The organism is Shewanella sp. A22, from assembly GCF_053850585.1.
Genome location: NZ_JBSQBN010000006.1, coordinates 16445 through 43394, shown reverse-complemented (window position 1 = coordinate 43394; position 26950 = coordinate 16445). Strand labels below are relative to the sequence as shown.

Here is a 26950-nt window from a genome sequence, read left to right as displayed (position 1 = left end):
AGGGTAATTAACCTAAGCACTTATTATTTAAATAAACATAATAAAACATTGAAAATAAATGACTTAGTATATACAGTTTGCGTGAATTAAAGACATAAAATAACGGCCTGCAAAAGTATTGCAGGCCGTTATTATACAGATTAAACACCTAATAGATAAGTGTTAAATCCCAGATGATTATCCTAAAGATTGCACAGTTTTTACGACATTATCAACAGTGAAGCCGAAGTATTTTAGTAATTCAGCCCCTGGCGCTGACTCACCAAAAGTGGTCATACCCACTACACCACCGTCAAAACCAACGTACTTGTACCAAAAATCGGTATGAGCGGCTTCAATGGCTACGCGCTTAGTCACAGCTTTTGGTAATACAGATTCTCTGTATGCAGCATCTTGCTTGTCAAACTCAGTTGTAGAAGGCATAGAAACTACACGCACCTTCTGACCAAGGGCAGTTAACTCTGCAGCAGAATCCATCGCCAATTGCACTTCACTACCTGTAGCAATCAAAATCACATCAGCAATGCCTTGGCAATCAGACAATACATAACCACCTTTCGCCACGTTTGCTAATTGCTCAGCAGTACGCGCTTGGGCTTTAAGGCCCTGACGGCTAAAGATTAATGATGTAGGTGCATCACGACGTTCAATGGCCGCTTTCCAAGATACTGCCGTTTCCGCAGCATCACATGGACGCCATACTGCCATATTAGGCGTTAAACGTAAGTTAGCAAGTTGCTCAACCGGTTGGTGAGTAGGGCCATCTTCGCCTTGACCAATAGAGTCATGGGTGTAAACGAAAATGTTTTGAATGCCCATTAATGCTGACATACGTACCGCGTTACGTGCGTACTCCATAAACATCATGAAGGTTGCGCCATAGTTAATAAAACCACCATGTAACGACGCACCGTTCATAATACCGCTCATACCAAATTCACGTACACCGTAATAAATGTAGTTACCGGCAGGATCGTCTTGAATACCTTTTGAACCAGACCAAAGTGTTAAGTTTGAACCGGCTAAATCTGCACTACCACCCAATAACTCTGGCAACATAGCACCAAAGAAACCAATCGCGTTTTGAGAGGCTTTACGGCTTGCAATCCCTTCAGCCTTATCTTGACACTCTTGAATATAAGCTTGTGCATTAGCTTCAAAATCAGCAGGTAAATCACCTTTTAATAAACGGCGATCATATTCAGCAGCAAGTTCCGGGAACGCAGCTTGGTAAGCAGCAAATTTGTCGTTCCATAACGACTCGTTAGCGGCCCCTTTTTGCTTAGCATCCCAACCCGCATACACGTCAGATGGAATATCAAATGGCGCATATGGCCAGTTTAAAAATTCGCGTGCAGCTGCAATTTCTGCATCACCTAATGGTGCACCGTGACAATCATGGCTACCAGATTTGTTTGGAGAACCAAAACCAATAATGGTTTTACAGCAAATCATTGATGGCTTGTCAGTAACAGACTTAGCCTCTTCAATTGCTGCACGGATTGCATCAGGGTTATGACCGTCAACACCTGCAATAACATGCCAGCCATAAGCTTCAAAACGCTTAGGAGTATCATCGGTAAACCAGCCTTCAACATGTCCATCGATTGAAATACCGTTGTCATCCCAAAATGCCACTAGTTTGCCTAGGCCTAATGTGCCAGCTAATGAACAGGCTTCGTGAGAAATGCCTTCCATTAAACAACCGTCGCCTAAGAAACAATAGGTGAAGTGATCAACAATATCGTGACCAGGACGGTTAAATTGTGCCGCTAAGGTTTTTTCAGCAATCGCCATACCGACGGCATTACTGATACCAGCCCCTAAAGGACCTGTAGTAGTTTCAACACCTGGAGTATAACCATACTCTGGGTGACCTGGCGTTTTAGAGTGCAACTGACGGAATTGTTTTAACTCTTCAATAGGCAATTCATAACCAGATAAATGCAGTAAAGAGTAGATCAGCATAGAGCCATGACCGTTTGACAAAATAAAACGATCGCGATCGACCCAGTTAGGATTAGTTGGATTGTGTTTTAAAAAATCATTCCATAGCACTTCGGCGATATCAGCCATACCCATCGGGGCGCCTGGATGACCAGAATTGGCTTTTTGAACCGCATCCATACTTAGGGCGCGAATGGCGTTAGCGAGTTCTTTACGAGATGACATGCTCTCTCCTGCTTGTTTGTATGTTCTAGCGGGCAATTGTGAAGCCATATTTTCCCCTACAAGGCGATATGACGCAAATTAAAATTTCTCTCATTGCATTTTTTAATTATTTACAGACAAGAATAAGACTGTTCTTGGCCCTTAAACCTTAAAATTAATCCCAACAAACTCATTCTCAACATACAGATAAAATCATTGAGTGAGATGGATCATAATTTATTGACGTTCACTCGAGAACATACCTTACCACCAAAAAATTGAGCATCTACTGTGATTTACCGTCTGGTTATCGTCACTAAGATTGTTCATTTAATCGCAATATCATGATAGAAAAACCATAAAGCCAATAACAAAAAACGATTAAAAGCAACAATTTAATTAGCCTCCTGACTAAACACCCTTTTTCTGAGTAAAAAATATTCATGCACAACAGCACAATTCTCAAGTTAAATTCGTATTGGGGGGTGTTATCGATTTAGATTTCGACTAAAATAGACGTCTAGACGTATATTCAAATGCAACCAACGAGATTCCCCTATTATGGCAAAGCACTTGTTTACCTCTGAGTCAGTCTCAGAAGGTCATCCAGATAAAATCGCCGATCAGATTTCTGATGCGGTATTAGACGCAATACTTGAGCAAGATCCTAAAGCTCGTGTTGCGTGCGAAACATATGTTAAAACCGGTATGGTATTAGTGGGCGGTGAAGTCACCACTTCTGCTTGGGTCGATATTGAAGAGATCACCCGCAAAACAGTACGTGAAATTGGTTATACTCATTCAGATATGGGTTTTGATGCTGATTCATGTGCGGTATTAAACGCAATTGGTAAGCAATCTCCAGACATCAACCAAGGTGTTGATCGTGTTGATCCCGCTGAGCAAGGCGCTGGCGACCAGGGCTTAATGTTTGGTTATGCAAGCAATGAAACTGATGTGTTAATGCCGGCACCAATCACTTATGCGCACAAATTAGTTAAGCGTCAGTCTGAAGTACGTAAAGACGGCACACTACCTTGGTTACGCCCAGATGCCAAAAGCCAAGTCACGTTTGCTTATGATAATGGTAAAATCATCGGTATCGATGCGATTGTGTTATCCACTCAACATCGCGAAGACGTTAAACAAGCTGATTTGATTGAAGCGGTAATGGAAACAATCATTAAGCCGGTATTACCTGCACAATGGTTAAATAAAGACACAAAATACTTTATCAACCCAACAGGTCGCTTTGTGATTGGTGGCCCCGTTGGCGACTGCGGTTTAACCGGACGTAAAATTATTGTAGATACCTACGGCGGCATGGCACGTCATGGTGGTGGTGCTTTCTCTGGTAAAGACCCATCGAAAGTAGACCGCAGTGCGGCTTATGCTGCACGTTATGTCGCTAAAAATATTGTTGCAGCAGGGCTTGCTGACCGCTGTGAGTTACAAGTGTCTTATGCTATTGGTGTTGCCGAACCAACGTCTATCAGTATAGAAACATTTGGTACTGGTAAAGTATCGGAAGAAGTATTGATTAAATTAGTACGTCAACACTTTGAATTACGTCCATACGGCTTAACGGCAATGTTAGATTTAGCGCGCCCAATCTATCAGCAAACTGCTGCTTATGGCCACTTTGGCCGTGATATCTTCCCATGGGAAGCGACTGATAAAGCTGAAGCACTACGTGCCGATGCTGGTTTATAATCAGCTAGCATAATTATCGTCTTAAGCTAGTATCTGTATTAAGCTAAATTAGATAAAATAAAACCGCCAACTGGCGGTTTTATTTTATTTAATTGGCAACGCAATGATTTGCTCTCAACATTTGTTCTCAACAATGGCTCAGGTTATGTATCAACCCACATGGCTAGACACAAAAATAACAACAAATCACCAACCATCGACTACGACTAACACCAACGCGCTTAACTGCCCTGAGGTTAAACAGTGGTCTGCAATTAAGTTATTCTATCGTCAACATATGCCTTATGCTCGGTTAGCTCAGAAAGAATCTGTGGCTGTGATTCATCATTTAAGTTCACTCAATATGAATGAAGTTGATATAAACCAGCAAAAAATAATCGCTGCTATCAGGGTAAAACCTATGGGCCAATATCAATTAATCAATGGATTATTGGTTCATCCTGACTACCGTGGACAACAGCTTTCAATTCAGTTATTGAAATTTATTGCCCCCCAATTAATCACTAAAAATTGCTTCTTGTTTACTCATCCATGGTTAATTGGCTTATATCAACAGCAACACTTTATCGTTATAGATCAAAATGATTTATCTGCGATGCCTGCAGAAATCACTCAGCTGTATCGTCGCTATCACAGTAAACAACGACCACTAGTATTAATGCAGCTCAATGAACCCGATAAATAATCTAACTGAATAAAATCCATAAACCAAATTCAGACAACATTAAATGATATTGAAGATCTACATAAGGTCTATTAAGCAACAATAAACTCAGCACTATATAGTGCTGAATACGAGGTCATTTAACCCGTTAACAATGATCGAAATGCGAACTTTCTATACACATAAACGACACTTGCTGCATTGTCATTACTGGCACTTCTTTGACACAGATAGACGCTAAGTTAATCCGCTCGATATCGGTAAATAGCGTAATCGCTGCATGATAATTATTGGTTACACCACAAAATAACCACATATCTTGCCAGCGCACAAAATATCCCGTTTGTTGCAATTGCGGATTATCTGGATTTTGTAAATCAACTTCGACACACTCATACAACTGTGCCGCGTCAGCCAACACTGCGACTACCAGCTTCATATTGTCAAATGCAGATAGCCTTAAATCCAAGTAGGGCGAAAACAGTGCTTCAAAGTTAGTACTCATAGAATTCCTCATAAATAACCACTTTAACAACACCCTAGCTTGACATCACGTTATGTTAGTCGTGGCCAATAAACAATAATCACGTTGTTCAAAACTGAATCGAACAATTTCTGTCATTGCGGCTTTTTGTTTGTGTGCCGCTAGTGAACGGGCATTGTCCGCAGCAATATATGTCACCATAAAAGGAAAGGTATTTGCTACTTGTTTTTTTAATTCTGTAACCAATGCTGAAAACACTCCTTTGCCACGTTTTGATTCTTGTATCCAAACGGGCCCATATTGGCACGTGTTAGTCGTCGATAAAGCTTGCCCATTCAAATCGGCAAACTTAAGTTTTTGAATAATATGTCGGTACAATGGTTGTGCGGAAAAAAATGACCATTTTGCCGCTATCACATAACCAATGATCTGGCCTTGCTCTTCAGCTACGATAAACCAATGTTGATTAATCAACTGACCCACCTCACCTTTTGTAAATGAATGAGCATGAAGTTGGCTATGTGAACCTAACAACTCATCATCAACATGGGCACGCTCTAACTGCACAATGGCAGCCACATCGGTTGATAAGGCCTTACGGATGATAAATGACAATGGTTATTCCTTTGACTCTGAATTAGAAGGTTGTTTCTTGGCCCATTCTATCACTAGAGCAACCGGCAACGGAGACATAATTAATGTGCCAACACCAATGAGTAAAGCCACGAGCAACATACCGCTGACTTGTTGGGCTAAATCTGTTTGCCAATATAATCCGACCCCCAGGAGCAACATGATAATGCCAACAAAATGCAATACTTTGACTAATTTGAGCATGTAAACCCCTTTAGCTACGTTAAATAATGTTCATCAAACCAAAACATTACATTTATTTACGCTTTTATTAATACTCAAGTAGTAGAATAAAGTTAATTTTTTTGTATTTGGAACTCTCCCATCATGATAAAGCACATTATCGGCTCCATATTCATATTTTTAGGCCTTAGCGCTTGTCAAAGCCAAACTCAAATTGTTTCAAATGATCAGTTAGTTGGTCTTTGGCATGTCGACGTCGTCCTAGATACTCCAACAATTAATAATAGCCCAGCAACTTTAGTTTTTGCCGAAAATGGTGAACTAACAGGTAATAACAGTTGTAATCAGTTTTCAGGTCATTACACCCAGCAAGGCAACATGTTACAACTTACTCCGTCTGGCTCAACCATGAAAGCCTGTGTCGATAGTTTAATTGCACAAGAAACTGAGCTTATGCAGGCCATCTCATTAGTAAAGCAAATTGATTTTTCTAAAGGTAAACTGAATCTATTGTCAAAAAATGGTGTCACACTACTGATACTCACGAAACAATTATCACCGTTATCCTAAACACCATTACATAACGACCCTCTGTTCAAGATAATAATGTCTATCAAACAGAACCTTGTCTCGCTACCTGTGATGCATTAACGTCGATAAATCAAAATAAACGATTGGTACTGCTAGCAACATCAAATGACAAATATAATATCAAATAGAAAATGATGTGATTTAGGCTGATTTTCCCCACAGTTCCGCTTAATTTGCGTTGATTTAACGATGGTAAGTGTCAGCATAAGGTTCCACTAATAATTGAATTTTTATTCAAAAAAATTGATTCTATCTTGACTTGATAGGTCAATCTATTCAAAATGTGCTAGTTTTTTGAATAACAACTATAAGATGAACTATCATTATGCCAGCGACAAAAAATCAGGATGAGCTCGTTAGAACTTTTAAAGCGATTCTTAAAGAAGAACGTTTTGGAAGCCAAAGCGAAATTGTTAATGCGCTTCAGACCGAAGGATTCGGTAATATTAATCAATCTAAAGTATCGCGCATGCTCAGCAAATTTGGTGCTGTGCGAACTCGTAATGCTAAGCAAGAAATGGTGTATTGCCTCCCAGCAGAACTTGGTGTGCCTACCGCGGGTAGCCCACTGAAAAATTTAGTTTTAGATGTTGATCACAATCAAGCCATGATAGTCGTTAGAACCAGCCCTGGGGCTGCACAATTAATTGCCCGTCTGCTTGACTCAATAGGCAAACCTGAAGGAATATTAGGCACAATCGCTGGGGATGATACTATTTTCATTTGCCCTGCGAGTATAAAAACGATTGATGACACCTTAGAAACAGTTAGATCTTTATTCAATTATAGTGAATAAAAAACATCAGAATAAAAAAGCAATGCCATGGCATTGCTTTTTTATTCTCTAAATTAATACCAATTCCAATAATTATTTGGTTATTTGGTTATTTGGTTATTTGGTTATTTGGTTATTTGTAACTTATACATCATTAAACTGAATTAAAAAATCAAGCGATGGCACAAAAAATGATGAGCCAGTCAGTGCTTTAGTAAATAGCATTAAATGATCATGGTTTCCATCACTATCACCATGCACCATGCTCCTAAGCATTTTTTCAAAATGTTCAGGCGTACGGCAAACAGAAATAAAGATCAATCCTTGCTCTTTCGTCGAACCATAAGGCATGCTTTGACGTAATATTTCTAATGACTTACCTTGTGAATCCTTTAAATTAACTCGTTTTGTATGGCTGGTTAATGGTTTATCTTCTGATTCATACTCAATATCATCAACTTTGGTACGCCCAAAAATATCTTCTTGCTTTTTAAGAGGTAAACGATGCCATTTACTTAAGTTATGCATGTATTTTTGTACATGAACATAACTACCAGAAACAAATTTCTCATCTTCATTACCAACAAGTGCAACCTCTTGACGATGACGCCCTTTAGGGTTTTCTGTTCCATCAACAAAGCCGGTTAAGTCACGACTGTCCATAAATCGGAAACCACGTTCTTCATCCACTAACTCAACCAAGTCTTCAAACATTTGGTTAATTTCGTTGGCTACAAGATGCAAAATATCATAGCGATCACAACGGATATGAACAAATAAATCGTATTCCATTGCAGGTGCATCACGATTGCCTTCATTCATAGCTGGAAAAGGTTTTAATAGCGCTGGACGTGCCTCAGGATAGAAGGTGTCCCAAAAATTTGCTCCGATCCCCACAAAACCATTAAAAGCACTATCTGCATATTGATCTGTGAGCTCGTAAATATACTGCGCAACATTCGCTATAGAGGGGCGCAATTGATCTTCAACACCGTCGTTGGCATTAAACATCAAGTACACACTGTGTAAATTCCCTTCAGCACAAATCCCTAACTGTTCACGAGGCATAACTTGGTTACCCATATTAACTTCATCCACCTTAATACTTTATGTCGGCCTAAATGGTGATAACTTAACGCTTTTATATTTGCAGGACATTGCATTTATCAACAACGCTGCTCATAACCTTAGCGTAATCAAATATAAATTACGTGAAGTGTACTCACATTTAACCAATTTGTAATACACATTGTACTCATATTCGTTCATATAAAAGGCTGAACATCATTAACGACCCAGATTAGGATTAACAAATAAATTTGTCACTCGTAAAGGTTGCGGTATTAATAGTTAACTAAAAATCACCAATGGGTGATCGGCAATACTAATATCCACTCTCTGCTCTCTCGTTAAGGTAATTAATGGGCTCGTCACATCCAAAATGTCGTCACCTATTTGAACACGATAATGACATACAGTGCCAAGAAAGCAACGCTCAACAATATACCCACGGCCGCTGTTACTAGGATGCAATTCAATTTGTTGAGGTCTCAATAATAATTGGCCTTGATTGCCTACAGGTAAAGACAATGCTTCAGTGCTATTGAGCTCACCTAGAGAAGACTGAACTTGATGATTAGATATTACCGTTACAGGTAAATAATTACCGGTTCCTAAAAAATCGGCAACATAGCGATCTGTAGGCGAAGAATATAATGTTTCAGCTTTGCCATGCTGGATAATTGCGCCATTTTTAAATAAAGCCAATTTATCTGCAAACACAAATGCTTCATCTTTACTGTGAGTCACAAACACTGCACTCACATTACGTTGTTTCAAAATCGCACGAATTTCCAACATCATGTCGTTACGAACCTGTGAATCAATATTGGAAAAAGGTTCATCTAACAACAACAGCTCTGGTCTATAAGCTAATGCCCGCGCAATAGATACCCGTTGCTGCTGACCGCCAGATAATTCATGTGGATAACGAGATGCCAAACCAGTGAGTTTAACTAACTCAAGCATTTCCTCTAATCGAGTTAATCGCTCCGCGGGATTAAGGTTATTCACGCCAAATAAAATATTATCAGCCACGGTTAAATGCGGAAATAAGGCATAGTCTTGAAAAATCATTCCTACACCACGTTGCTCACTGGCAACAAACACGCCGTCAGCACTCAGCACTTGACCATTAATGCTAATACAACCTTGGGAAATGGCCTGCAAACCTGCAATAACACGAAGAAGAGTCGTTTTACCACAACCACTAGGGCCTAACAATGCAACTATTTCACCTTGCTGCAAGGTCAGGTTTAAATCGCGTAAAATAACCTGACCTTGATAATCACTGCATATATTTTCAATCGTTAACGTTGACATATTTAGTCTTGTTGCTCCAATGAACGGTTAAGATAAATCAAGGGAACAAGCCCAACTAATACAATAACAATAGCAGCCAATGCACCATGTTCGAGCCTTTCATCTGACACAAACTGAAAAACATATGTCGCTAAATTCTCGAATCCTATAGGGCGCAATAATAACGCTGCAGGTAACTCTTTCATACTTTCAATAAACACCAACAAAGCACCGGCAAAAATCCCCTTACGCAATAAAGGTAAATGCACTCGCCATAATAGTTGAGTAGGCGTTCTCCCTAAAGTAATGCAAGCCATATCTAAAGAAGGGGAAATACGTTTATAACTGTTTTCTAAACTGCCGATGGATATCGCAATAAAACGAACACAAAATGCAAAAATTAATGCACAGACACTGCCTGTTAATAATAAACCAGGGCCACGAACACCAAACCAGTCGTAAACATCGTTAATTGCAAAATCGATAAATGTCAGGGGCACCAAAACACCAATAGCCAACACGGTTCCAGGTAAAGCGTAACCCGTACAACTTAACCTCGAAGGAAGATGATCACTTTTACGTGGACTGACACGACGTACAAACATCAATATCAATGATAAAACCACACATACTGCACTAACGATAGCAGCAATGTATAAGCTATTTAAACTATATTGCCAAAAACGAACATCCCAACTTTCGTAAAAATAATCAACCGCATACCCACACAACACCAAAAAAGGTAGCAAAAAAGCAATAAACAATAATAGCGCGCAATAACTTAATGCGAGCCAAGATTTTTTTGAAGACAGTACATACCTGTCAGCTTCATTGAGAGAAGATTGCTTTTGAAATAATTGTTGTTTGCGGCGGGCAAATCGTTCAAAACCAATCATGGAAAATACAACTAACAACATAATAGCTGAGAGCTTTGCCGCAGCGGTCAGACTGCCATAACCTAGCCAAGTATCATAAACCGCTGTCGTTAATGTTGGTACAGCAAAATAGCTCACTGTAGCAAAGTCTGCTGCGGTCTCCATTGCAACAAGTGCAACACCAACCGCTAAGGCAGGTCTTGCCATAGGCAGTGCAAGGCGCCAGAAACTGCGCCACGGACTACATCCCATCACACGGGATGCATACAACAAACTGGAAGACTGCTCCATAAAAGCAGTGCGCGCTAATAAGTAAATATAAGGGAATAACACTAACGACAATATCATTGCCGCTCCGCCAAGACTACGAATTGCAGGGAAATAATAATCATGGGGAGATTGCCACTCAAACCAAGTTCTTAATATGCGTTGAACAGGGCCTGCATAATCCAGCATATCGGTATAGACATAAGCGACGATATAGGCGGGCATAGCTAAAGGGAGGAGTAACAACCATTGAAAATAACGACGCAACGGAAAATCACAGCGGGCAACCAACCAAGCAGCTGGAGTCGCTATAACCAATGAACCTAATCCAACCAATAGCATCAGTAATAGACTATTAGCAATGTAAGTTGGCAATACTGTATCGAACAAATGGCTAAATACAGCTTGATCAGGAAGAGTAGATTGCACAATTAACGCAATCAGTGGCAATGTTAATATTGCCGCAATAAAATAACCAGCAACCGACCAGCTTCTGGTTAAGCCTAAAATCATAAATAATACCGAGTTTGCTCAGCGCACTAAATTAAGAATTCAATAGTGCGCTGCTAATGTTTAAAGCTGCTTTAATTAAAGATCAAACTTTACTTCGTCAAGTAATTTTACAGCAGCTTGATGATGTTCGGCCAACTTATAAATAGGTAAACTATCAGCCTTAAAGTCACCCCACGATGCGACTAACTCTGACGGTGCAACATCTGCCTTTACCGGATATTCCATATTGACTTCAGCATACATTTGTTGTGCAACGCCTGAAGTGAGAAACGCCATTAACTTAATAGCATTGTCTTTATGCGGCGCATGTTTTGCCAGTGCCATACCTGATACGTTGACATGGGCACCACGATTTTGTTGATTTGGAAAATTAATTTCAACAGCCTCTGCCCAACTTTTTTGATTTTTATCCATTAGCATCTTGCCAAAGTAGTAGCTATTACCAATAGCCACATCGCACATGCCTTCTTTAACAGCTAATACTTGATCACGGTCATTACCTTGAGGTTTACGTGCTAAGTTAGCTTTTACGCCTTCTAACCACGTTTTGGTTTTTGCTTCACCATCATGGGCAATCATCGATGCTACAAGCGCAATATTGTAGGGATGCTTACCGCTTCGAGTACAAATTTTGCCTTTATATTCAGGAGAGGCTAAATCTTCGTAGTCAATATCTATTTTACCGCTACGCTCTTTAGAAGAATAGACATTACGCACACGCATTGTTAATGCAAACCAATCATTTTGTTGTGAGCGATATTGAGCCGGAATATTATGATTAATCACGGGGTCCTCGACGGGAGCAACCAGCTCCTTATCGACTAACTCCATTAGACGAGAAAAATCTGACGTCAACACCACGTCAGCTGGAGATAAACGACCTTCGCGTGCGATACGCTCAGCAATGCCATCTTTGGCAAACACCACTTTAACGTCAACACCACTTTGCTCGGTAAATTTTTCAAGAATAGGTTCAATCAAAAAAGCTTGACGATAAGAATAAACCGTTAATGCATCTGCTGCACTGACAGAAGAAGCCACACTCGCTACCCCTAAAAATACGACACTTTTTAGCAATTTCATTAATCAACGCTCCCTAATTGAACAATATTCATTATTATAAACACAACTGATAATAGTTATCAGTTACAACAGGGTAAGTGATCATATCAAAAGGAGCAAGTATTGTTTCAGCCCCAACCGGAAAAAACATTCCGATTTAACTCAATATATTTATAGCATTTATCAATCATATTGTTGGAGTATATGCCTTATCAAAACACAGTAGTTATGACGGTTACCAATATTTTTCAACCGTTATCTGCCCTGGCGCTCGCCGGAGGTTTTTAGTCAACCCTTTATCAACTAAAGCAACTTGAGCATCCGAGACCATTCCAGGGTTACCACAAATCATAACTTGGGAATGTTCAATATTAATATCGAGTCCTGCTTTTTGCTCAAGAAGCCCACTATTAATAGCATCAGGGATGCGGCATGATAAGCCTTCGGGGTAATCTTCGCGAGTCACAACAGGAATAAACACAAACTGCTGAGGGTATTTATCAACAAGTTTTTTAATCGTCTCTAGGTAGGCTAAATCTTCAGCTAGTCGCACACCATAAACTAAAACGATTTTTTCAAAACGCTGCCAAGGTTCATCCGTGGCCAACATTGAAATAAATGGTCCTACAGCAGTCCCAGTTGCCAAAAACCACAAATGCTTACCTTGTAATGCGCCGTGAGGTATTTCATCTAACGTCATAAAACCAGCAGCTTTAGATGTGACTTCAATACTATCGCCAAGGGTTAATGCTTTTAAATCAGGCGATAACAGTCCGTCTTCAACTGCCACGGCAAGCACTTCGACGTATTCAGTGCCAGGCGGGTTAACGAGAGAGTACGCTCTGGCAATACGCTTACCATCACGCATTTGGCTGAGCTTAATAAACTGACCAGCGATAAAAGGTTCGATATCAGCTTTGATACGCAGCGAGAATAATTTATCATTCCAATCAATGCGTTCAATCACCTTTCCCATAGTCCACATAGTCACTATCCTTATCGATGAAAGCTAAGCTTCATCATAGGAGACTATGTGTCTTGAGTCACGTTTTCTGATCCATCTTTAGTCAAGTTATCTTGCTTAAATTGTGCTAAACCTTGCTGTACCAATTCATAGGTTTTATCAACGCCTGCAGCAATGTCCCCCTCCAATACTTTTAAACCAGACAATATCTCACTTGCTTCTTTAAAACCTTTATCAATAGCATCACCAATTTTTACCATAAAACTATTAACTTGCTCATCGTGCCCCATGGATTGATTTTGCTTTTGATGCACCGAAAAAAACTGAGTGGCAAAACTAACAATACGATCCGCTGTCGCTTCAGGCGAATAATCTACCCCGTTATCTATGCTTTTTTGAACAGAATTGTCTCCTAACGATGGGGCAAGCTCTTCATTAATGGCTTCTATCGCTGCTCGGTACAGTAATGCCATGGACTTGTCTCCAGCGGCAATACTCACTTCTTCTTGCGCGGCAAGAATGGTGTTATTCATCATTTGACGACTGAGCTGATTAGCGGAAACGTTACTCGATGTATTAACCTCCGAGCTAGGATTATTGGAAGCCGCTGAGGTTGACGAAGCTACTGTTGTGGTCGCAGTGTTTTTATTTTCTCGTGCAGTAGGCACTTGCGCAGAAGCTGAATGTTTAACGTCCATAATAATTTCTCACTTAATATGACAGATAGCTTAATTATCGACCAGAAAACACATATCTGAAGCCATAATCAAAAATATTCGCATTCGACACACCAATTAGATTGTGTGGACCTATCAAAAAATGTTCAACGAAACAGCATCTCATGAATACATCATAGGCTCTTAACTCCGATACTTACGTAATAATTGATAGAGTACAATGATAAAAAGTGCAGATAACACGATGATTTATTGAAGCAATTTAATGTATAGCATTAACAGACTTTTTCAGTTACCTCACACCAAAAATCATAATAAAAACCACTTTATTTGACCACGAAACAATCGATTGATAGTAAGGTTAAAAATTTAGCGATATAGTCAATACATATTGGACACAGCTAAGCACTGTTAGGCCAACATTGAGAAAAAAATCCCTTTGACGGCTATAATGTTTTTTATTGAAGGATAATAATATGCCACAACAACATTGGGTTATGTGGGGAATTGATATTTTCTCAGGTCTTTTTTTAATATTACTTTGGGCCTTATTAATCGCAGTCATTTACATGTTTATCGCAGATAAACTGCAAACCAAACAAGCCATTAGACATAACTATCCCGTTATAGGTCGCTTTAGGTACATCTTTGAAAAGCAAGGCGAGTTTTTCAGGCAATACTTTTTTGCTCAAGACAGAGAGGAGTTGCCTTTTAATCGTGCCGAACGAAGTTGGGTATACCGCGCGGCTAAAAATGTAGATAGAACAATTTCATTTGGTTCAACCCAAGTGCTGGATAAACCAGGCACTATCATGTTCATGAACTCAGCTTTTCCCGTCAGCGAACACGAGAAACATAATACTATACCTGTAACAATCGGGCCCAATTGTCATCATCCCTATACTACCGATAAAATTTGCCATATTTCGGCAATGAGTTTTGGTGCATTATCACGTCCAGCTGTGACCGCATTATCTCATGGCGCCGCCAAAGCTGGGTGTTGGCTCAATACCGGGGAAGGAGGATTAAGCCCTTATCATCTTAAAGGTCAGTGCGATTTAGTATTTCAAATAGGTACCGCTAAATATGGTGTTCGCGATGAGCAAGGGCACTTAGATCCACAAAAGCTTAGCGATATTGCCGAACATCCAGAAGTCAAAATGTTTGAAATCAAGTTAAGCCAAGGTGCTAAGCCGGGCAAAGGTGGCATTTTGCCCGCCATCAAAGTGAATAAAGAAATCGCTGCAATTCGCGGAATCCCTGTAGGGCAAGACTCTATTAGCCCTAATGGCCATATTGAGTTGCATAATGTTGCAGATATTATCGATATGATCAATCAAGTAAGACAAATTACAGGTAAACCCACAGGCATTAAAGCGGTATTAGGTGATACAGCTTGGGTAACAGAGCTGATGGATGAAATTGAACGCCGCGGCATTGAATATGCGCCAGATTTCTTTACCTTAGACAGTTCAGATGGCGGCACAGGAGCAGCGCCACAAGCGTTAATGGATAATGTAGGCTTGCCATTACGACAAAGTTTACCATTACTCATTGATATACTAAATGAACGCGGATTTAAGCAACGTATCAAAGTTATCGCGACTGGGAAAATGATCATGCCGTCATACGTTGCATGGGCATTAGCCACTGGTGCGGACTTTATTGCTTCAGCTCGCGGAAATATGTTTGCTTTAGGTTGCATTCAATCACTTCAATGCAACAAAGATACATGCCCAACCGGTATTACAACTCATAACACAAGGCTACAACGTGGTTTAGACCCTAAAGATAAATCTGCTCGAGTGGCTAATTACAATTATTTTTTACATTACGATTTAACCATGATAGCGCATTCATGCGGGGTAATGGACCCAAGATACTTAACTCGTCATCATGCCCGCATTGTACAATCTTCTGGCGTCGCAATAAGCTTAGACAAGCATTACCGTCACATGCAATAAATATTGGTCTATACTCATAATTCAATAGAGGTGGTATTGTATTTCTTTGCCGAAAATTATAAATGGTGTAGAATATAGTTGACACTGGTCACACTAATACATATTAATGTGATTTTAAATAGGCATGAGTCCAGAGGGTTTCTCGTTGAATATAAAAACGAATGCAGTAAGTCTAAATGTACAAAGCTTAAGTTTAAGCTGTAAAAACTGCAATCGAATGACAGAGATTGAAGGCGAGTTAGTGTGTTTTGAACAAGGAAGAATTAAACGTTTAACACCCGATCCATCCCCAGCCTCACTAATCAAAATGGTGTGTATCGGTTGGCAAAAAAAGTAATCAATCATTAACCAAATTGCTTTTATTGGTTATAGACAAGTTTCACCTTTCATTTTTAGACTTTTCAATTTATTAAACCTAACATCTAGTGATTAAGTCCATATCAGCATTTAAATTTCTATATTGATAACAAACTATTCACATAGCAAAGAATAAAATTGTTACGATATACGCGGAGACATCGATGAGTTAGTTGTAACTAAAACAGTAAATCTTCTTGAGCGTCATCAATTTGCTTAATAACTTTCTTATCAAGGTCTTGAAGTGTAGCCTTAGCCAACGTCACCCCACGAGTGGTCACTCTTAACCCTGCGCACAAATCGTTATATACAATTTTTATTGCATCATCAGACATATTACGCGATTTTAGCATTGCCATAATAGCAAGCCAATCAGTTGTTACTTGATGTCGGGTGCCTTCTAGCGCCGCAATTAACGCAATATTATGCACAAGTCACCTCCATACACGATGTTACACCTTTTAATAAAACTTAATTAATTGAAAAATAAAGTTATCTTTAAATATAACTTATCCGTAATAATACAGATTAACTGCGTTGATGGCTGTCGTCAAAAGATTCATTCACAGTAAATATAGCGGCAATCGCCAAGCAAAAAAAACTATCCAAACTATTTTGTCAAATAAATCAACTGCATTTATAGTGCTATATTAAAATTTCGCATATAAAAATGTCACATTAAGGTTTAATGGGAAAAGACAAATGACAAAATATTACTACAACGTATTGCAATCACATTCATTATAGAAAATTTAACGACTTACTAAGTCTTTTTTTCATGTTGGATATGCCAAAGTTGAGCATAAAGTCCTTGCTGAGCAAGCAAGTTAGTATGGGTGCCACATTCCACTATCTTACCTTGACTTAACACCACGATTTGATCGGCATCAATAATAGTCGATAAACGGTGGGCTACAACTAAACTAGTATGACCCTTTGCAGCATCTCGAAGAGCGCTTAATATTGCTTGCTCAGAGTGAGAATCTAACGAGGATGTTGCTTCATCAAACACTAAAATAGGGGCGCCTTTTAATACTGCTCGAGCAATGGCAACACGCTGTTTTTCACCTCCAGACAGTTTTAGCCCCCGCTCACCCACTTTGGTATTGCCTTTATCGGGTAGAGAGTCAATAAAATCACTTAAATGAGCTAATTTTACCGCTGCAACAATTTCATCTTCACTGGCATCGGGACGACCATAACGGATATTTTCATAAATAGAATCATTAAATAACACTGTATCTTGTGGTACTACTGCAATCGCTCTTCGTAATGCCTGTTGGCTATAATGACGAATATCAACGTTGTCTATTTTTATCACCCCGCTATCAACGTCATAAAAACGGAATAGTAATTTAATAATAGTCGATTTACCCGCGCCACTGTCTCCCACTACAGCTATTTTTTTACCCGCTGGCACATCGAAACTGACATGCTGTAAAATAGCTCGTTGATCGTATTGAAAGCTCACATCATGAAATGCAATCGCTCCAACGATTGGGCTGTCTTCAATCGCCCCCTTTTGATCTAAAACTTGCGGTTGCTTAGCTAAAATATCAAACATGCGCTCAATATTAGCCAATGCTCCACGGATCTCACGATACACAAACCCTAAGAAGTTTAACGGGATAAACAATTGCATCATAAATGCATTAATTAATACAAAGTCACCAATCGTCATAGACCCGTGGCTCACTTCATAAGCAGCAAGTCCCATCATCGTTGTCATGGCAACTGCTATAATTAATGCTTGACCACCATTTAGAGCAAATAATGACAAACGATTTTTTCGCTTTGCGACCTCCCATTGCTCAAGGGCTTCGTCATATCGTTTAGATTCAAACTGTTCATTATTAAAATATTTTACGGTTTCATAGTTTAATAAACTATCCACAGAACGAGTATTTGCCAACGAATCAGCTCGAGCAGCATCACGGACATAACCTGTTCGCCACTCGGTTGCCACAATAGAATACCCGATATACGCTACCACAGAAAATAACGTGATTAGTGCAAACATCACCCCATAGTTATAAAAGAAAATACCAATAACCAGGGCTATCTCAAGTAATGTTGGCACAATATTAAACACCATAAAGCGCATTAAAAAACTGACACCACTTGTTCCTCGTTCAATATCGCGAGATAACCCGCCTGTACGGCGGTCTAAGTGAAAATCAAGATCAAGTTGATGTAAATGCTGAAAAACAGATAACCCCAGGCGACGTATAGCGCGTTCAGTCACTCGACCAAATAACGTATCACGAACCTCACCAATAATGACATTGAGCAAGCGAACCATGCCATAAGCCAACACTAAGCCGATGGGAACAGCGATGAGCTGGGCTGAAGATTGTTTATCAAGTGTGTCGACTAATTCTTTAAGAATAAAGGGCAGCCCAACACTGGCGATTTTAGCAACGATTAAACACGCCATAGCTAACAATACTCGGCCTTTAAATTCGAGTAAATATGGCCACAGCAATCGTAAAACGTGCCAATTTAGTTTCCCTACCGGGCCTTCAAAATACGCAGAAGGTCTCATCTACACTCCAGTTTAATACCGCTGTCATTGGCAGTTTCCATGTTAATTGTCTAATTATATGTCATTTTCTTATTGGACCTATGTCACATTATTGTGGAATAAATACAACTTAATTCATTGCCTTTAACCTCTTTGGGCACAATGTTCTAACACCTTAGACTGACTGACAAATGCATTTTTATAGACAAAAATACTATTTTTCTATTTTTTTAGCTATTTTATGCTTTTTTCACCTAAATAGAGTTATTTCTATATGCAGAATTTGTTATTCTTCGAACACGAATAAACGCCTGTTTGATATTTCACAAGCAACGATTTACTAGTTTAAAGGATGCGTTATGTTGGATAGCTCAAAAATTCAATACCCACCATTACAACTAATACAAACATGGGTATGGATGATGATTGAATCAGGTAATCCTGAACTGCAAGATAAAGGTCGTAATAACCTTATATCTGCCTTTGGCAGTTTAGCTAAGGCAAATGAATACCTCGTTGAACATATAAAAAAATAAGGCGCATTTTGCGCCTTATTTTTTAAGTTTTACAATTAAATACTATGCTTGGCGACGATTAAGAACACTTTGGTTTAATGTTGCCAAAAGAGACTCTGTGTCATCCCACCCAATACATGCATCTGTCACACTTTGGCCATAACATAGGGCGCTGCCCTCAATCAAATCTTGGCGCCCTTCCACTAAATGGCTTTCAACCATAACACCAAAAATAGCATGATTACCTGCAGATATTTGGCCTGCAACATCATCGGCAACCATCAGTTGTTTTTTATAATCTTTACTACTATTAGCATGACTAAAATCAATCATAATATTATCTGTCAATCTTGATTTAGCCAGTTGCTTAGCAATATCAGACACATGTTCTGCACTATAATTTGGCGCACGACCTCCACGCAAAATAATGTGGCAATCAGGATTTCCTTTGGTTGATACAATGGCCGAATGCCCAAATTTAGTGACCGATAAAAAGTGATGTGGAGCGCTTGCTGCGCCAATAGCATCGATGGCAACTTTAATCGTTCCATCGGTACCATTTTTAAACCCTACAGGACAAGAAAGCCCTGATGATAATTCACGATGTACTTGAGACTCCGTGGTTCTAGCCCCAATGGCTCCCCAGCACATCATATCGGCAACATATTGCGGTGTAATCATATCTAAAAACTCACCCGCTGTTGGCACGCCGGAATCATTTAAATCAACTAATAATTTACGCGCCGTTCGTAAACCGTCATTTAATTTAAAGCTATTATCCATATACGGGTCATTAATTAACCCCTTCCAGCCAACTGTGGTTCTAGGTTTCTCAAAATATACACGCATGACAATTTCAAGTTGATCTTTATACTGCTCACGCAACTTAGCCAAGCGTTGGCCATATTCTAGCGCAGCTGCGGGGTCATGGATTGAACAAGGCCCGATCACTACCAATAGCCGATCATCTTCTCGGGCTAAAATATGATGAATACTATTTCGCGCATTGAAAACGGTTGCAGATGCACTCTCGGTTGCCGGAAATCGCTCTAGAATCGCAATTGGAGGAAGCAATTCTTTTATTTCATCGATGCGAATATCGTCATTTTTGTAATGCATAGTAATTATAATCCCGGCAAACATTTTAGTTATCTGATTAAAAAGAGATAAACCAGATGATACGATTCATTAGAAATGATGAAGAGTCATTCAAATTGAATATGAATCATCAATTTAACCAGTCTCTACTGACAAATCAATCAAGTATTATTCATCCTTGCCGATAAAAAAAACTATATGACGTTTTTTGGCCTAAGCACTAAAACAATATCGAATCTGACTACGGATGAGAAAAGAGTATTACCAAAATCAATTTGTTGGTCATTCGCATGGAATAACATTAAAAATAGCTTGAATAAAATACACACTTTTGATTGTAATATGCTTTACTTAAACGATTAACATCATTGCAACACAACAAGGAAGAACACTCTAACAATATAAGATAAGCACCCATACCAAAGGAGATAACCAATTGAAAGACAGCATGATAAACTTTTTTGTCACCATCTGTTTGTTACTAGGCCTCTGCGTGCCTATGGTTGCTCACCCCATTGTTTCAGTCGAAAATACACACGAATTAATCGATTCTCACACTCAAAATTACAGTAAAAAAATAAACTCAGTCACCGAATCCATTAGTTTTTCAACCAGCAATAGCATTGCACCATACTTTTTTACCGATAAAAATGTTGGTATCCAATATGATCTATTAAAAGCCGCACTTGACGAACAAGGTATTGAAATAAGAGAAATTGTTCATGCTCCTAATTTACGATCTCAACGTCTAGTCAAAAAAAATATTATCGACTGTATGATCAATGCGCCTGACAATGTAGAAGGGTTATTTTACACTCAAAGTTTAATTGAATATCAAAATAGTGTGTTCTATTTATCAAGGAATGATCTTCATATTGAACAAGTGCACGATCTTAGCGCCTTTTCTATTTTAGGGTTTCAAAATGCCAAACAATACTTGGGGGATGAATTTAAGCAAGTTGCCAATACCAACCCTCACTACAGTGAAATTACCAACCAGAAAAGCCAAGTAGTCATGCTGTTTAATGGCTATATACAAGTTATTGTCCTAGAAAGGAGAATATTTGAATACTATCGACATTTACTAAAGTCAAAACTCAATACCAGTATCCCGGTGACAGAAGTAGCGTTATTTAATCCTGCACAACGAAAAATAGCCTGCCATGATGAAGCCATAGCCAATCGTGTCAATAGTGCCATCACGTCACTCAAACAGACATACCGCTATCAAGAAATACTCAACTTAGCTGAGCAAAATAATTATCAACCATTGAATGATTAATTTTGCCTCATTGCTTGAAGCTTAGTTTGGTATCGATACTTATTATGGGTATCGCTTAGTGCCAATGCCCGCTTAAGGCTTTTCTCGGCCAGTCGCTCTTCACCTGTTGCCCAATAAGCCTGAGATAAACCAAAATAAAACTCATGCCGATAATCTGCCTTCTCAACCGCTCTTTGGTACCACACAAGCGCATCCTGATATTGCCTATCAAAATACGCTTGTTGCGCCATATCGAAATAATAAAACGGATTATTAATTCTTTCGAGTTCAAGCGTTTTATGGATTTCTGCCCACTCAACTAAACGATTTTGCTCACCTAATATTAATGCTAGATTGTATAATGTTGACAGTTCTTTTGGGTTAACTTGCAAGGCGGCACGATATACTTGTTCTGCTTCATCATCGAACCCTTTATGCCGATAGATAACCGCAAGTGTATTGATGGCTGCTACATACTTAGGGTTTAAATTAATGGCATTTTTTACCAATGCATAAGCCGTATCATAATCGGCTTCAACAAGCGCTTCCGCAGCAACATTGTTGTAATACATGGCACTGAGTTGGCGCTTATTGACCCGTTTTTTTTGGTAAGAGCGTACCGAGCGATCTGGTAAAAAGTCGACTAATACTTCAGTACCTCTAAACAAGACTACATGAGTGTTTTCTGGAGGAAATAAGCTCAAATTAACGTGGCCGTTGATCAGATAAAATCCACCTCGGCGATCCCAAACCGGTTCAACATCAATATCATTAAATTCAACAGGAACACCTAAAATTTCAGCTAATGCAGCGGATAACACCACTAGTGACATGCAGTTACCTTGACGATTAAGGACTGTGTCACTGGCAGTGCGAGTATAGTGATCACGGTATTCAAACCCGCCATCTTGGGCACCAATATATTGAGCTAACCACTCATTGGCTAACTTTTTCTGGCTACGGGAGGGGGTATCAGCTTGAAATTGACGTTTAAATGTCGCCACAAACGATTCTGGTAAGCGATAGATATCATCCATGTTAACGGTGTTAACAGGAGTAAATAAATCATCATGAAACAGTGTTCGCACATCAATATGTTTCACGTCAGTTTGGGTAGATTGACACGCGGTCAAACCACACATAGAACCCAAAATTATCAATATGCTCACACTCAATTTAAATCCATTAACTATTCTGCATAGCGCCTGACTTGTGCTCCGGCCTGGGTGATAAGCAAACATAATTCAACCCTCAGATAGAAATAAGCTACCTAAAAGTTTAGTCAATAGCGCTCTTTTCAGCCACTAAGACACTCGAATATGTGGTCTCTTCTCGCTATTTTATAAATCACTTTGAAGAAGGTAAATGATGCTGATCAGGTTCTATTTGAATAAATAATTGCTGGTCTTGATATTGATACGGGCGGTAATTGTTTTGACCACAGTTAAAATATAGATAGGTTGCATTAACCGCAATACAAGTTAATGGTAAAGATCGTAAAATGATTAGTTGCTGTTGCTGCCTTATTAACTCGCGCCATTCATGCTGTTTTAGTACCTCATTTCGCACAGCAAACGCATCAAATGGTTCGGATGATTTGCGTACAACCACTGTACCGGCATCGGCAATCGTGCTAAAAAAAAACACCAAGAAAATACCTACTAGGCTTAATTTATTTAACATGTTTATCTACCTGCTAATCTGAAATACACGTCATCCAACCTACTACCAATCAACATAAAAAAACAGAACCCGAAGGTTCTGTTTAGCATTAAGTTAACAGGAGTATAGGATTAACTTGCCGATTTAACACTCACAAACTCAGGATAAGCATCAACACCACAGTCAGATACATCCATACCGTTATACTCTTCTTCTTCTGTTACACGGATACCCATAGTCATTTTCAATACAAACCATACCAATAATGATGCAGTGAATACCCAAATAAAGATAACTGCAGCGCCATATAGTTGACTACCAAAACTAGCATCAGCATTTGATAATGGAACCAACATCAACCCAAGGAAACCTACAACACCGTGTACCGAAATAGCACCTACTGGGTCATCTATTTTGACGCGGTCAAATGCAATAACAGAGAAAATAACCACAGCACCAGCAACCAAGCCAATCACGCCAGCCATTAACAATGAAGGTGATAATGGGTCAGCAGTAATGGCTACCAAACCGGCTAATGCACCATTCAAAATCATGGTTAAGTCAGCCTTCCCCCACACAACCTTACACACGATAAGTGCTGATACGGCACCAAATGCAGCAGCTGAATTGGTGTTCACAAAGATTTTAGCAACAGCGCTTGCATTTTCTGCATCAGACACTAACAATTGCGAACCACCGTTAAAGCCAAACCAGCCCATCCATAAAATAAACATACCTAAGGTTGCCATCGGTAAATTAGAACCTGGAATTGGATGAACTTGGCCGTTTGCCCCGTATTTACCTTTACGTGCTCCAAGAAGTAATACACCAGAGATTGCAGCCGCAGCGCCAGCCATATGCACAATACCACTACCTGCAAAGTCAACAAAGCCTGCTGCAGAAAGGAATCCTCCGCCCCATGTCCAGTAGCCTTCAACAGGATAAATCACCGCAGTCATGACCACTGAAAAAACGAGAAAAGACCACAATTTCATCCGTTCAGCCACAGCCCCAGATACGATAGACATTGCTGTTGCCACAAATACAACTTGGAAAAAGAAATCAGATTCTAGCGCATGATCTGCACCGTCAGCCTGACCACCGATTAACGATCCAAAAGATGGAATAAAACCGCCTTCAGCATTGTCGACATACATGATGTTGTAACCGACTAAAAGAAACATAACGCATGCAATAGAGTACAAACACACGTTCTTAGTTAAAATTTCGGTCGTATTTTTTGAACGAACAAGTCCTGCCTCTAACATGGCAAAACCAGCCGCCATCCACATTACTAAAGCGCCAGAAATCAAGAAATAAAACGTATCTAATGCAAAACGTAATTCAGTTACCGTCAGGCCTAATTGAGTTAATTGTTCCATAGCAGCCTCCTTATAATGCTTCGTTATCAAGTTCACCCGTACGAATACGGATAGCTTGTTCTAAATCAGTGACAAAAATTTTACCGTCGCCAATTTTACCGGTGTGAGCTGCTGTGGTGATAGCTTCAATTAGCATGTCCAAATTTTCATCTTTGGTGGCAATTTCTAATTTTACTTTAGGCAAAAAATCTACTTGATATTCTGCCCCACGATAAAGTTCTGTGTGGCCTTTTTGACGACCAAAACCTTTAACTTCAGTTACAGTCATGCCTTCAATGCCCATGCCTGCAATGGCTTCACGGACATCATCCAATTTAAATGGCTTGATGATAGCGCTGACGAGTTTCATCTCGACCTCCAAAAATGTGAAAAAATGTAGTTGTTATTGATTTGTTGAACTAACTAATTCAATCATCAGGCCACATTTTTAACACTTTGTTTTAAAATGGTTTTATGCAAACAAGGCATCGCAGCATGTTTACAAAAGCACCAATAGAGTGCAGCAAAAAAATACAGCGCCTTTTTTTGGTGCACGGTTATTGAGCAAATCGAAGGGGGAGCGTTATCTTCAACTTAGGTAAATAGATAGGATAAGTAAGTCACTGACACAATGGTTTGCACATTTAATATCAAACATGCCATTTACTTTTTAATCCGATACTGGTTTTCATTATTTGCTGTGACTATTGCAAAACAGATTGGATAACAGCGACATCCAGACCCAAGTTTGATAGCCATGGTGCAACACCAATAAGCAGGACAAAATTTTTAATGCACAAAAAAACCGCTCTTTAAAAGAGCGGTTTATCTAGCGTTAACCTAAGAAATAAAAACTCAGTATTTATTTCTTTAAATATTACTTATAGGTAGCTTCGCGTTTTTTAGCTTCTTCTTTCCACTTAGGTACAAGTGTTTTCTTAAACTCAGCTTTATCAGCATTCATGGCTTTCATGTTCATGCCTAATGCAGCTTGTGCTTTTGCTTTAGTAGAAGTGTCTGGGTAAGCAATCGGTTGCTTAACACCTTTAGCACCTAACAACTGAGCTAGTTTCACACGAGCATCAGCAGCTTTATCCACTGCAGTACCTAAAATACGTAATACTTCAGCTGGAGCATGAGCAGATGCGCCATGAGATGCAGTCGCATAATCCCAACGCCATTGTGAGTGACGAATATCCATCAAGATTGGCTTCATTTCAGCTTCAGTAGCACCAGCATCCCAAGCAGCTTTGGCTTCAAAGTGAGCTTTAACTAGTTGAGTTTCAGCACGTGCTTTTAAATCTTGTGCTTTGTGCTTGCTTTCTTCAACTTGCTTAACCATAAATTCTTTGCTTTGAGAGTGACAAGTTGCACATGTTTCTTCGAAGCGATCAAATGGATTACCCACTTTGTGATCGGTAAATTTACGGCCTTTGTCATTCGTCACTTTAGGCATGTGACAATCAACACAACTTACGTTGTTCTGACCGTGCACACCCAACTTCCAAGTTTCATAACCAGGATGTTGTGCTTTTAGCATAGGCGTTTTAGACACAGCGTGAGTCCAATCAGAGAACTCCATGTTGTCGTAGTAAGCTTCCATTTGTTCAACAGTGGTGCCCATATCCCAAGGAAACTTCACAAAACCTTTACGGTCTGCTGTTTTTTCGAAATAGTATTCTACGTGACACTGAGCACACACCATTGATTGCTTGTCTTTACGAGACGCTTTATCAAATGGAGTATTTAACGTGTTCATTGCGCGGTCAACATACGGACGTGACATACGTAACTTTGACGAGCCTTTTACATGGCAGTCGGCACAACCAAGGACGTTAACAATTTCTGGTCCGCCCTTAGCCCATTTACCACTAAAATAGCCATCTTCACCTTGCTCTTCAATAACACGAGGTACGTCAGGACTTTTACAGCTCCAACATGCCATTGGCATTGGGCCATCTTCAGCATTTTTAGGTGCCCCAGTACGCAATGAATTGGTTACATCTGTAACGGCATACATGTGACCACGTGGTGCGTTGTAATCTTTTGCGAAACCGTAACCCGCCCACAATACAACTAAGCTTGGTACTTTTTCTAACATATCAACAACTTCTTTGCTTTCATCTGTAGCATGCCAGCTGTCATATTGCTTTGAAAATTTATCTTTATAAACCTCATTACGAGGCTCTGTTTTATCACTCGCCATAGCACTAGCAGCCATTAAGCCTGCAGCAATTACGGCACTAAGTGCAATTGATTTTGCGTTCATCTTCATCACCCTTTATCTCCGTGTTA

General features: G+C 39.6%; 26 protein-coding genes. 8 read left to right on the top strand and 18 right to left on the bottom strand.

The features are described 5' to 3' along the window. Positions 1 to 177: 177 nt before the first annotated feature. A complete protein-coding gene (tkt, locus tag ACWXWT_RS02440) occupies positions 178 to 2172 on the bottom strand; it encodes a transketolase (RefSeq protein ID WP_456040052.1) in 1995 nt (664 codons plus the stop codon). Positions 2173 to 2712: 540 nt separating this feature from the next. On the opposite strand from tkt, the gene metK reads away from it, so the two are divergent. Together metK and ACWXWT_RS02430 are read left to right on the top strand one after the other, a co-directional pair. Beyond that, positions 2713 to 3864 (top strand): methionine adenosyltransferase, encoded by a 1152-nt coding sequence (metK, locus tag ACWXWT_RS02435; protein ID WP_456040029.1) that lies wholly within the window; start codon positions 2713 to 2715, stop codon positions 3862 to 3864. 145 nt (positions 3865 to 4009) lie between these two features. Beyond that, positions 4010 to 4549, top strand: a complete 540-nt coding sequence (locus ACWXWT_RS02430) for a GNAT family N-acetyltransferase (protein WP_456040028.1) — start codon at positions 4010 to 4012, stop codon at positions 4547 to 4549. A gap of 127 nt (positions 4550 to 4676) precedes the next feature. On the opposite strand, the gene ACWXWT_RS02425 is transcribed toward ACWXWT_RS02430, so the two are convergent. The 3 genes from ACWXWT_RS02425 to ACWXWT_RS02415 are packed head-to-tail and all read right to left on the bottom strand — an operon-like array spanning position 4677 to position 5849. After that, entirely contained in the window at positions 4677 to 5033 is a 357-nt protein-coding gene (locus ACWXWT_RS02425; protein WP_456040027.1) for a hypothetical protein, read from the bottom strand. Positions 5034 to 5078: 45 nt separating this feature from the next. Beyond that, positions 5079 to 5627 carry an N-acetyltransferase family protein gene (locus ACWXWT_RS02420; RefSeq protein ID WP_456040026.1) on the bottom strand — a complete coding sequence of 183 codons (549 nt, stop codon included), beginning with the start codon at positions 5625 to 5627 and terminating at the stop codon, positions 5079 to 5081. 3 nt (positions 5628 to 5630) lie between these two features. Next, complete coding sequence (locus tag ACWXWT_RS02415) at positions 5631 to 5849, bottom strand: hypothetical protein (protein WP_456040025.1); 219 nt, start codon at positions 5847 to 5849, stop codon at positions 5631 to 5633. A gap of 123 nt (positions 5850 to 5972) precedes the next feature. Between ACWXWT_RS02415 and ACWXWT_RS02410 the strand changes: the two genes are divergently transcribed. Continuing rightward, positions 5973 to 6398: an META domain-containing protein gene (locus ACWXWT_RS02410; protein WP_456040024.1), complete on the top strand. Its 426-nt coding sequence runs from the start codon at positions 5973 to 5975 to the stop codon at positions 6396 to 6398. Between the two features lie 346 nt (positions 6399 to 6744). Next, on the top strand, positions 6745 to 7215 hold the full coding sequence (gene argR / locus ACWXWT_RS02405; protein ID WP_456040023.1) for a transcriptional regulator ArgR: 471 nt from the start codon (positions 6745 to 6747) through the stop codon (positions 7213 to 7215). Between the two features lie 123 nt (positions 7216 to 7338). Here the strand turns inward: argR and ACWXWT_RS02400 are convergent, their stop codons facing one another. The 6 genes from ACWXWT_RS02400 to ACWXWT_RS02375 all read right to left on the bottom strand — a co-directional run bounded on the left by ACWXWT_RS02400 (position 7339) and on the right by ACWXWT_RS02375 (position 13934). Then, entirely contained in the window at positions 7339 to 8277 is a 939-nt protein-coding gene (locus tag ACWXWT_RS02400) for a Dyp-type peroxidase (protein WP_456040022.1), read from the bottom strand. A 267-nt stretch (positions 8278 to 8544) separates the two neighbouring features. Continuing rightward, the gene (locus tag ACWXWT_RS02395) at positions 8545 to 9576 is read right to left on the bottom strand and encodes an ABC transporter ATP-binding protein (RefSeq protein ID WP_456040021.1); all 1032 of its coding nucleotides are present in this window, start codon (positions 9574 to 9576) and stop codon (positions 8545 to 8547) included. 2 nt (positions 9577 to 9578) lie between these two features. After that, entirely contained in the window at positions 9579 to 11210 is a 1632-nt protein-coding gene (locus tag ACWXWT_RS02390) for an ABC transporter permease (RefSeq protein WP_456040020.1), read from the bottom strand. Positions 11211 to 11285: 75 nt separating this feature from the next. Next, positions 11286 to 12293, bottom strand: coding sequence for an extracellular solute-binding protein (locus ACWXWT_RS02385; RefSeq protein ID WP_456040019.1), 1008 nt, complete (start codon positions 12291 to 12293; stop codon positions 11286 to 11288). 214 nt (positions 12294 to 12507) lie between these two features. Next, positions 12508 to 13257, bottom strand: a complete 750-nt coding sequence (locus tag ACWXWT_RS02380; protein WP_456040018.1) for a ferredoxin--NADP reductase — start codon at positions 13255 to 13257, stop codon at positions 12508 to 12510. A gap of 44 nt (positions 13258 to 13301) precedes the next feature. Next, positions 13302 to 13934: a DUF5610 domain-containing protein gene (locus tag ACWXWT_RS02375; protein WP_456040017.1), complete on the bottom strand. Its 633-nt coding sequence runs from the start codon at positions 13932 to 13934 to the stop codon at positions 13302 to 13304. 455 nt (positions 13935 to 14389) lie between these two features. Here ACWXWT_RS02375 and ACWXWT_RS02370 point away from each other — a divergent pair, with 455 nt between their 5' ends. Continuing rightward, the gene (locus ACWXWT_RS02370) at positions 14390 to 15877 is read left to right on the top strand and encodes an FMN-binding glutamate synthase family protein (protein WP_456040016.1); all 1488 of its coding nucleotides are present in this window, start codon (positions 14390 to 14392) and stop codon (positions 15875 to 15877) included. Between the two features lie 145 nt (positions 15878 to 16022). Next, positions 16023 to 16214: a hypothetical protein gene (locus tag ACWXWT_RS02365; RefSeq protein ID WP_456040015.1), complete on the top strand. Its 192-nt coding sequence runs from the start codon at positions 16023 to 16025 to the stop codon at positions 16212 to 16214. A 199-nt stretch (positions 16215 to 16413) separates the two neighbouring features. Here ACWXWT_RS02365 and ACWXWT_RS02360 read toward each other — a convergent pair whose 3' ends face one another. Then, the gene (locus ACWXWT_RS02360) at positions 16414 to 16665 is read right to left on the bottom strand and encodes a hypothetical protein (RefSeq protein WP_456040014.1); all 252 of its coding nucleotides are present in this window, start codon (positions 16663 to 16665) and stop codon (positions 16414 to 16416) included. Positions 16666 to 16997: 332 nt separating this feature from the next. Next, entirely contained in the window at positions 16998 to 18779 is a 1782-nt protein-coding gene (locus tag ACWXWT_RS02355; RefSeq protein WP_456040013.1) for an ABCB family ABC transporter ATP-binding protein/permease, read from the bottom strand. Positions 18780 to 19117: 338 nt separating this feature from the next. Here ACWXWT_RS02355 and ACWXWT_RS02350 point away from each other — a divergent pair, with 338 nt between their 5' ends. Continuing rightward, positions 19118 to 19294, top strand: coding sequence for a hypothetical protein (locus tag ACWXWT_RS02350; protein WP_456040012.1), 177 nt, complete (start codon positions 19118 to 19120; stop codon positions 19292 to 19294). A 42-nt stretch (positions 19295 to 19336) separates the two neighbouring features. Here ACWXWT_RS02350 and aroG read toward each other — a convergent pair whose 3' ends face one another. Beyond that, positions 19337 to 20392, bottom strand: a complete 1056-nt coding sequence (gene aroG, locus ACWXWT_RS02345) for a 3-deoxy-7-phosphoheptulonate synthase AroG (protein ID WP_456040011.1) — start codon at positions 20390 to 20392, stop codon at positions 19337 to 19339. A 415-nt stretch (positions 20393 to 20807) separates the two neighbouring features. Here aroG and ACWXWT_RS02340 point away from each other — a divergent pair, with 415 nt between their 5' ends. Further along, on the top strand, positions 20808 to 21653 hold the full coding sequence (locus tag ACWXWT_RS02340) for a substrate-binding periplasmic protein (RefSeq protein ID WP_456040010.1): 846 nt from the start codon (positions 20808 to 20810) through the stop codon (positions 21651 to 21653). Here the strand turns inward: ACWXWT_RS02340 and ACWXWT_RS02335 are convergent. From ACWXWT_RS02335 to nrfA, 5 genes are all read right to left on the bottom strand, one after another. Beyond that, complete coding sequence (locus tag ACWXWT_RS02335) at positions 21650 to 22774, bottom strand: tetratricopeptide repeat protein (RefSeq protein ID WP_456040051.1); 1125 nt, start codon at positions 22772 to 22774, stop codon at positions 21650 to 21652. The two genes, ACWXWT_RS02340 and ACWXWT_RS02335, sit on opposite strands and share 4 nt — an antisense overlap. Before the next feature lie 205 nt (positions 22775 to 22979). Beyond that, positions 22980 to 23315 (bottom strand): hypothetical protein, encoded by a 336-nt coding sequence (locus ACWXWT_RS02330; protein ID WP_456040009.1) that lies wholly within the window; start codon positions 23313 to 23315, stop codon positions 22980 to 22982. A 110-nt stretch (positions 23316 to 23425) separates the two neighbouring features. After that, positions 23426 to 24676, bottom strand: coding sequence for an ammonium transporter (locus ACWXWT_RS02325; RefSeq protein WP_456040008.1), 1251 nt, complete (start codon positions 24674 to 24676; stop codon positions 23426 to 23428). A gap of 10 nt (positions 24677 to 24686) precedes the next feature. Then, complete coding sequence (glnK, locus tag ACWXWT_RS02320; protein WP_456040007.1) at positions 24687 to 25025, bottom strand: P-II family nitrogen regulator; 339 nt, start codon at positions 25023 to 25025, stop codon at positions 24687 to 24689. Between the two features lie 507 nt (positions 25026 to 25532). Then, positions 25533 to 26924: an ammonia-forming nitrite reductase cytochrome c552 subunit gene (gene nrfA / locus ACWXWT_RS02315; RefSeq protein WP_456040006.1), complete on the bottom strand. Its 1392-nt coding sequence runs from the start codon at positions 26922 to 26924 to the stop codon at positions 25533 to 25535. Between the last annotated feature and the right edge of the window lie 26 nt (positions 26925 to 26950).

Excerpts from the sequence above, each read along its gene's own strand:
- argR (WP_456040023.1), top strand. The coding sequence starts at position 6,745 with ATGCCAGCGACAAAAAATCAGGATGAGCTCGTTAGAACTTTTAAAGCG.
- ACWXWT_RS02370 (WP_456040016.1), top strand. The coding sequence starts at position 14,390 with ATGCCACAACAACATTGGGTTATGTGGGGAATTGATATTTTCTCAGGT.
- ACWXWT_RS02385 (WP_456040019.1), bottom strand. The coding sequence starts at position 12,293 with ATGAAATTGCTAAAAAGTGTCGTATTTTTAGGGGTAGCGAGTGTGGCT.
- metK (WP_456040029.1), top strand. The coding sequence starts at position 2,713 with ATGGCAAAGCACTTGTTTACCTCTGAGTCAGTCTCAGAAGGTCATCCA.
- ACWXWT_RS02415 (WP_456040025.1), bottom strand. The coding sequence starts at position 5,849 with ATGCTCAAATTAGTCAAAGTATTGCATTTTGTTGGCATTATCATGTTG.
- ACWXWT_RS02400 (WP_456040022.1), bottom strand. The coding sequence starts at position 8,277 with ATGGGTAACCAAGTTATGCCTCGTGAACAGTTAGGGATTTGTGCTGAA.
- ACWXWT_RS02350 (WP_456040012.1), top strand. The coding sequence starts at position 19,118 with ATGTTGGATAGCTCAAAAATTCAATACCCACCATTACAACTAATACAA.
- ACWXWT_RS02425 (WP_456040027.1), bottom strand. The coding sequence starts at position 5,033 with ATGAGTACTAACTTTGAAGCACTGTTTTCGCCCTACTTGGATTTAAGG.
- ACWXWT_RS02325 (WP_456040008.1), bottom strand. The coding sequence starts at position 24,676 with ATGGAACAATTAACTCAATTAGGCCTGACGGTAACTGAATTACGTTTT.
- ACWXWT_RS02395 (WP_456040021.1), bottom strand. The coding sequence starts at position 9,576 with ATGTCAACGTTAACGATTGAAAATATATGCAGTGATTATCAAGGTCAG.
- glnK (WP_456040007.1), bottom strand. The coding sequence starts at position 25,025 with ATGAAACTCGTCAGCGCTATCATCAAGCCATTTAAATTGGATGATGTC.
- ACWXWT_RS02410 (WP_456040024.1), top strand. The coding sequence starts at position 5,973 with ATGATAAAGCACATTATCGGCTCCATATTCATATTTTTAGGCCTTAGC.
- ACWXWT_RS02330 (WP_456040009.1), bottom strand. The coding sequence starts at position 23,315 with ATGTTAAATAAATTAAGCCTAGTAGGTATTTTCTTGGTGTTTTTTTTT.
- ACWXWT_RS02380 (WP_456040018.1), bottom strand. The coding sequence starts at position 13,257 with ATGTGGACTATGGGAAAGGTGATTGAACGCATTGATTGGAATGATAAA.
- nrfA (WP_456040006.1), bottom strand. The coding sequence starts at position 26,924 with ATGAACGCAAAATCAATTGCACTTAGTGCCGTAATTGCTGCAGGCTTA.
- ACWXWT_RS02430 (WP_456040028.1), top strand. The coding sequence starts at position 4,010 with ATGTATCAACCCACATGGCTAGACACAAAAATAACAACAAATCACCAA.
- aroG (WP_456040011.1), bottom strand. The coding sequence starts at position 20,392 with ATGCATTACAAAAATGACGATATTCGCATCGATGAAATAAAAGAATTG.
- ACWXWT_RS02375 (WP_456040017.1), bottom strand. The coding sequence starts at position 13,934 with ATGGACGTTAAACATTCAGCTTCTGCGCAAGTGCCTACTGCACGAGAA.
- ACWXWT_RS02335 (WP_456040051.1), bottom strand. The coding sequence starts at position 22,774 with ATGTGTGGTTTGACCGCGTGTCAATCTACCCAAACTGACGTGAAACAT.
- ACWXWT_RS02390 (WP_456040020.1), bottom strand. The coding sequence starts at position 11,210 with ATGATTTTAGGCTTAACCAGAAGCTGGTCGGTTGCTGGTTATTTTATT.
- ACWXWT_RS02355 (WP_456040013.1), bottom strand. The coding sequence starts at position 18,779 with ATGAGACCTTCTGCGTATTTTGAAGGCCCGGTAGGGAAACTAAATTGG.
- tkt (WP_456040052.1), bottom strand. The coding sequence starts at position 2,172 with ATGTCATCTCGTAAAGAACTCGCTAACGCCATTCGCGCCCTAAGTATG.